This is a genomic window from Streptomyces sp. CO7, assembly GCF_053474865.1.
This window is the reverse complement of the sequence record NZ_JBRIOU010000009.1, coordinates 144,582-146,023: the sequence shown is the minus strand read 5'-3', so window position 1 is coordinate 146,023 and position 1,442 is coordinate 144,582. Positions and strand designations below refer to the sequence as shown.

The 1,442-nt window shown below is 71.2% G+C and carries 3 protein-coding genes; 2 read left to right on the top strand and 1 reads right to left on the bottom strand.

Features of this window, described 5'->3' with window-relative positions; all coding sequences use genetic code 11:
* Positions 1-43 precede the first annotated feature (43 nt).
* On the bottom strand, positions 44-598 hold the full coding sequence (locus ACOV8S_RS27230) for a CatB-related O-acetyltransferase (RefSeq protein ID WP_448321051.1): 555 nt from the start codon (positions 596-598) through the stop codon (positions 44-46).
* Here ACOV8S_RS27230 and ACOV8S_RS27225 point away from each other — a divergent pair.
* Both ACOV8S_RS27225 and ACOV8S_RS27220 read left to right on the top strand, forming a co-directional pair.
* The gene (locus ACOV8S_RS27225) at positions 593-1,096 is read left to right on the top strand and encodes a hypothetical protein (RefSeq protein ID WP_448321049.1); all 504 of its coding nucleotides are present in this window, start codon (positions 593-595) and stop codon (positions 1,094-1,096) included. The genes ACOV8S_RS27230 and ACOV8S_RS27225 overlap by 6 nt on opposite strands.
* 131 nt (positions 1,097-1,227) lie before the next feature.
* On the top strand, positions 1,228-1,442 hold a 215-nt coding region (locus tag ACOV8S_RS27220), incomplete at its 3' end, for a helix-turn-helix domain-containing protein (protein WP_448321047.1).

Below are 1,442 nucleotides of genomic sequence, written 5' to 3'. Positions count from 1 at the left end.
CGACGGCACAGTGGACCACGCCGTCCGCCGCCGCGCCGCCGAATTACCGGGGGCGTGCGTCGGGCGCGGCGGCCTCCAGTTCGTCCACGCTGCCCGACATGATGGTCCGGACGTGGCCGGTGATGTGTTCCACGGGCCAGTCCCACCACGCCACCGCGAGCAGCCGGGCGACGTCGTCCGCGCCGTACCGGATGCGGATCAGGCGTGCCGGGTTGCCGCCGACGATGCCGTAGTCGGGGACGTCGGAGGTGACCACCGCCCCGGCGCCGATGATCGCCCCGTGCCCGATCCGCGCGCCTGGCATCACCGTCGTGCCGTGGCCGAACCAGACGGCGTTGCCGACGACGGTGTCCCCGCGGCCGGGCAGACCGGTGAGCAGGTCGAAGTGGTCCGCCCACGAACCGCCGGGCTCGAGCAGGGTGGGGTGGACGCGGGTGAACCAGCGGCCGGGCCGGTGGCTGCCCGAGCCGCGCCGGTACGGCAGCAGGCGAAGTGCCGGACAGCCGTACGGCGCTCCGGTGCGGAGGTCCGGCGGCCGGCGTTGCCGGGTATTCGGTTGTCGGGGTGGGCTGGACCTGCGACTGTCACCGGCATGCACACGCTGCTGGGAGACAAGTCCTTGTTCGCGGCCGAGGTCGGGGAGCCAGGTCCGCTGTGCCGGGTCGATCTCTGGGCGGCTGGAAGGTGGCTGACCTGCGGCGACAACATGGTGTACGTCCCCCAGTTCCGCCACGATGTGCTCGATGCCGCCGCTTGGCTGCGGTCCGGCGGAGGTTCGCCCCTGCCCTTCGACGGCTGGTCCGCAACCGCCGCACACCGACGCCTCCGTCAGCTTGCCGGGGAGGAGTCCGAGGCCGGCTACCGCATGCACAGCCGGTTTCGTTTCCTGGACTGGGGTCCCACCACGGACAATGTGACGGCCTATCTGTTCCGGCACGGCGGCCACCTGGTGATCACGGCCGAGTTCTGGCGTGAGGATCACCTGCTCCGGCACCCCGAGGACGTCGGTGCGGTTTTCGTGGTCGAACTGCCGACCGATGAGTGCATCAGAATTCTTGAGGGCATCGCAGCCGCTCTCGCCCCTGGGACGCAATGATGCGCGAGCCTCTGCTGTCGACGATCGTGCCTTCTGTCCGGCATCCGGGACGCCGGGGCCGTCGTCAGAAGGGCATGAGGGGTGGCGCCCGGGGCTCTTTCGCCAACCGGGGCTGGTCATAGACTCGGTGGATGACTGCTGAGGATTCCGCGTTCGCCGTGCTGGGCGTGCTGGGAGACCCCGTGCGCCGACGGCTCTATCGACATGTCGCCTCGAGCCCGGATGAGGTGGGGCGGGACGCCGCCGCAGAGGCGGCCGGGGTGTCGCGGTCGCTGGCCGCGCATCACCTGGACAAGCTGGTCGAGGCCGGGCTGCTGGTGGGGTCGTTCCGGCGGCTGTCCGGGCG

What these genes read in the sequence shown, in the direction of transcription:
- ACOV8S_RS27225 (WP_448321049.1), top strand. Translation starts at nt 593, where the DNA reads ATGCACACGCTGCTGGGAGACAAGTCCTTGTTCGCGGCCGAGGTCGGG.